The 4,044-nt window shown below is 50.6% G+C and carries 5 protein-coding genes and 1 tRNA gene; 4 read left to right on the top strand and 2 right to left on the bottom strand.

Going from position 1 to position 4,044, the window contains the following annotated elements; genetic code table 11:
• Positions 1-330: RpnC/YadD family protein (locus G465_RS15970; RefSeq protein ID WP_022654788.1), on the top strand; the 330-nt coding region annotated here is incomplete at its 5' end.
• A 94-nt stretch (positions 331-424) separates the two neighbouring features.
• On the opposite strand, the gene G465_RS0112560 is transcribed toward G465_RS15970, so the two are convergent.
• Both G465_RS0112560 and G465_RS0112555 read right to left on the bottom strand, forming a co-directional pair.
• Positions 425-501, bottom strand: a tRNA-Arg gene (locus G465_RS0112560).
• A gap of 57 nt (positions 502-558) precedes the next feature.
• Positions 559-1,356 (bottom strand): inositol monophosphatase family protein, encoded by a 798-nt coding sequence (locus G465_RS0112555; protein WP_022654787.1) that lies wholly within the window; start codon positions 1,354-1,356, stop codon positions 559-561.
• Between the two features lie 98 nt (positions 1,357-1,454).
• Between G465_RS0112555 and G465_RS14795 the strand changes: the two genes are divergently transcribed.
• The 3 genes from G465_RS14795 to G465_RS14790 all read left to right on the top strand — a co-directional run.
• Entirely contained in the window at positions 1,455-2,249 is a 795-nt protein-coding gene (locus tag G465_RS14795; RefSeq protein ID WP_022654786.1) for an RNA methyltransferase, read from the top strand.
• A gap of 86 nt (positions 2,250-2,335) precedes the next feature.
• Positions 2,336-3,607, top strand: a complete 1,272-nt coding sequence (locus G465_RS0112545; protein WP_022654785.1) for an EAL and HDOD domain-containing protein — start codon at positions 2,336-2,338, stop codon at positions 3,605-3,607.
• Positions 3,591-4,044: transporter substrate-binding domain-containing protein (locus G465_RS14790; RefSeq protein ID WP_211213787.1), on the top strand; the 454-nt coding region annotated here is incomplete at its 3' end. The genes G465_RS0112545 and G465_RS14790, both read left to right, overlap by 17 nt.

The following is a 4,044-nucleotide window of genomic DNA, read 5'->3' as shown; positions in this document are numbered from 1 at the left end:
TTACGCTCTTTAGAAACCCTCAGCCAAACCAAAGAAGAACAACTGCGCGCCATTGCACGGCAACGGGCGGTGTGGGATTACAACACCGACATCATTACGGCACGGGAAGAGGGCATAGAAGAAGGCATCCAAAAAGGTCTAGAAAAGGGTCTAGAAAAAGGTAAGCAAGCCATGCAAATCCTTCTTCGCACGTTAATCGAAGCGCGGTTTGGCCAGCCATTACCGGATTGGGTGTTGTCGCGGTTACGGGCAGCGACGCCGGAGGAGTTGCAGCAATGGGGGGTGTCGTTAACCCGAGCGCAGCGGTTGGAGGATATTTTTGAGGCTTGACCCAACCACCCTGAAAAAATTTGGTGAAGCACTATTTTCCAGAGAGTAATGACAAAAAAATAGGCACTGCGAACAGTGCCTATTTTTCGTATGCTGGCGCACCCGAGACGATTCGAACGTCCGACCCCTGCCTTCGGAGGGCAGTACTCTATCCAGCTGAGCTACGGGTGCAAAGAGTAAGGGCGAGATGATAACGTGTCAGCCGCTTGTCGTCTAGCGCCCATTTGTTTAGCGATAGTTGCTCAGATGTGGGGCCAAGGTTTGTAACATCTGATTTAAGATTTTTGGACTAGCGGCAACAATATCACCGCTGTTTAACCAATTTTCTTCACCAAATACATCCGTCACAATCGCGCCAGCTTCTTGGGCAATCAAACTACCGGCAGCAATATCCCACGGCTTTAAACCAAACTCCCAAAAACCATCGGCACGGCCGCAGGCAACATAGCACAAGTCCAATGCCGCAGCCCCTTCACGACGAACGCCCGAACTCTTGCGAATCATATCGCCCAAAGTTGCCAAGTATAGGTCTAAATGTTGCAAGTTAGAGTAGGGGAAACCTGTCACTAACAGCGCTTCGGCCAGCTGAATACGACGGGCAGCACGAATACGGCGATCATTAAGAAATGCACCGGAGCCTTTGCTGGCGGTGAATAGATCGTTGCGGTTTGGGTCGTACACCACGGCTTGGGTGATTTGGCCACGATGCACTAAGGCAATCGAAATCGCGTATTGGGGATAGCCATGTAGATAGTTGGTAGTGCCATCGAGTGGGTCGATAATCCATTCATACTCAGACTCACCTAAACGCTGGGCACCCGACTCTTCGCCCAAGAAAGCGTGTTGAGGATACGCCTCGCGAATCACTTCGATAATGGCGGCCTCTGCAGCACGATCCACCTCACTCACATAATCATTGGGCCCTTTTTGGTCGGGGCGAATGAGGTCCAGATTATGTGAAGCGCGCTGAATAAGGTTGGCGGCGCGCCGGGCGGCTTTAATAGCCGTGGTGAGCATGGGATGCATGGGCAATCTCTCGTGATTCGTGGATGTCAATGAGCGAAAAAACCCGAACAAGTTTCGGGTTTTCTGGATAATGCGACATTTTACCCGACATTCTGAGAATGGATAAGTCCCAAGTGCTTGATCACACATCATTTGATGTCTTGCAACGCATCCGCATTGTGCTGTCGCGACCGTCCCATCCGGGCAATATTGGCTCTGCTGCCCGTGCTATGAAAACGATGGGACTCAGCCGACTCTATCTCGTCGAGCCAAAACACTTTCCCGACCCACAAGCCGAAACCTTAGCCAGCGGTGCTGTCGATGTGCTGCAACGCGCAACGGTATGCCACAGTTTGGATGAGGCGTTGCAGAATGTAACCGTTGCCGCAGCATTGACTAGCCGCCGCCGAGAAATCGCCGCCGACCTTCATCCACCCCGTACTGCCGTGGCCGATTTATTGGCGTTGGCGCGCAGTGGGCAAGAAGTGGCTTTGGTGTTTGGTAATGAAACTTTTGGCTTGTCGATTGAGGAAGTGGAACGCTGTAATTTACTGGTTACCATCCCAGGTAATCCGGCTTATTTTTCGCTCAATTTGGCACAAGCGGTGCAGGTGATGTGTTATGAGGTGTTTCAACAATATAACGACAACCTCGACCACCTGCGGCCAAACATCGACTTAGCCACGCGAGAGGAAGTGCAAGGTTTCTACCGACATCTGGCCACCAGCTTGGAAGATATCGGCTTTTTCCGCCGCCGTAATGGCGAGCGTTTAATGCGGCGCATTTCCACGCTATTCGACCGTGCCCGTCTGCAACGCGAAGAAGTTGATATTTTGCGTGGGATGTGTAAACAGATGCAGTATTTGGCACAACATCAGCCAAACGATGTGCCACCCCTCGACCCTAAGTCATAAAAAAACGCTTTGTTGCAAGAGAATCATGTCAAGAGGCAAGCTCTTGCGTATGATTTGCTGCAATTTTGTTTTAAGTCACTTTTGCTATGTCTGATTCTCCCTCCTCCCCAGTCTTTGTCGGGCGACAGCCCATTTTGAATCACCAATTTGACTTGGTGGGGTATGAGCTTTTATTTCGCGACGGGGGGCAGAATCGGGCGGTGATTGATGATGACTGTAAAGCTACTGCTCAGGTCATCTCGGCAGCCTTTGGCCAAACCCTGATGTGTAATGTGTTGGGCGAATATCGCGGCTTTATCAATGTCAATGCCGCCTTTCTCAATAGCGAGATGGTCGAGTTATTGCCAAAAGATAAAGTGGTGTTAGAAATTTTGGAGCATGTCGAACCGACACCGGAATTTATTCAACGCTGCCGCGCCGTACAAGCCGCCGGCTTCACACTGGCATTAGATGATTTTTGTGAATTCGATCCAAAGTGGATTCCTCTGCTGAAAATCGTCGATATCATCAAAATTCCCTTGCTGCCTGAGGTTGAAGCACAACTGCCCGCCCTGTTGAGTCATATCGTTCCCTACCGTGCCAAGCGACTGGCCGAACGTGTTGAAACACAGCAACAAGCCCAAGCGTGTTTAGAACTCGGGTTTACCTTGTTTCAGGGGTATTTTTTCTCGCGTCCGGAAGTGTTGCGGGCACAGCGGCTTGATGTCTCACGGCTACGGGTATTAGAACTGTTGTCTTTATTAGCGGTGGAAGCGGAAACCAGTGCACTAGAACGGGTATTCAAAGAAGTGCCGAGTTTGGCAATGAATTTATTGCGAATGACCAACTCTGTTGCCGCAGGATTCAGCCACCCGATTCGTTCTGTTCGCCATGCTATCACGGCACTAGGCCGCCATCAGCTACGACGCTGGTTACAGTTGTTATTGTATTTAGAACAAGAAAACATGGCGGTTGGCAGTCCGTTATTTCGCACGGTAGCAGCACGGGCGCGGTTGATGGAATTATTAGCGATGCAAAGCCATCCCAAACTGAGCGAAGAGGCTTTTTTATGTGGTTTGTTGTCGATGGCCTCGACACTTTTCACTGCACCGATGGCACAAATTTTAGCGGCCATGCCCTATCTGTCTCCCAGTATTCGCCAAGCCTTACTGAATCAAAGCGGCCCACTCTACCCATTTTTGGAAATTGCCGAGGTGATTGAACAAGAACGCCATGATCGGTTAGGAATTAGCTTTCCGGTGTTACAAAAGTATGGCTTCCAGCTCACTCGCGTTGCAAAAGCGCAGGCAGAAGCCCTTGCATGGAGTCATGCCATTGGTCGGATGGCAGATGATTTGGCTGATGATGAAGATCGCTAGTTTTTGCTTGATCTTGCTGTTGGGGATAGGGTTAAGCCAGCCGGTGGTGGCAGCGCATAGCGTTTCTCTTTCTGCAGAAGAACAACGGTATCTCGCGCAACATCCGGTTATTAAAGTCTGCGTTGACCCAGATTGGGCACCGTTCGAGCGCATTAACGAACAAGGGCAGCATGAGGGGATCGGGGCAGACCTATTGCAACTGGTTGCTAAGCGAGTGGGGATTAGAGTAGAGCTCTACCCTGTGCTTAATTGGGAAGAAAGCCTTGCCGCTTCCAAAAGTGGTCGCTGTCAAATCATGAGCTTCCTTAACCAAACCCCTGCCCGTGAAAAATGGCTGATTTTCACTGAGCCGGTGTTTTACGATCAAAATGCCATCATCACCCGCGAAGAACACCCTTTTATCCCCTGCGCCGTAAAACCTCGCCATTCATGGCGGG

Source organism: Aquaspirillum serpens DSM 68, assembly GCF_000420525.1.
GTDB classification, from domain to species: Bacteria; Pseudomonadota; Gammaproteobacteria; order Burkholderiales; family Aquaspirillaceae; genus Aquaspirillum; species Aquaspirillum serpens.
Note: the sequence above shows the minus strand (reverse complement) of the source record. Positions and strands in the feature narration are given on the sequence as shown.

Bases quoted from the DNA above. Each gene is read 5' to 3' on its own strand.
- G465_RS0112555 (WP_022654787.1), bottom strand. From the start codon at position 1,356: ATGCATCCCATGCTCACCACGGCTATTAAAGCCGCCCGGCGCGCCGCC.
- G465_RS14795 (WP_022654786.1), top strand. From the start codon at position 1,455: ATGGATAAGTCCCAAGTGCTTGATCACACATCATTTGATGTCTTGCAA.
- G465_RS0112545 (WP_022654785.1), top strand. From the start codon at position 2,336: ATGTCTGATTCTCCCTCCTCCCCAGTCTTTGTCGGGCGACAGCCCATT.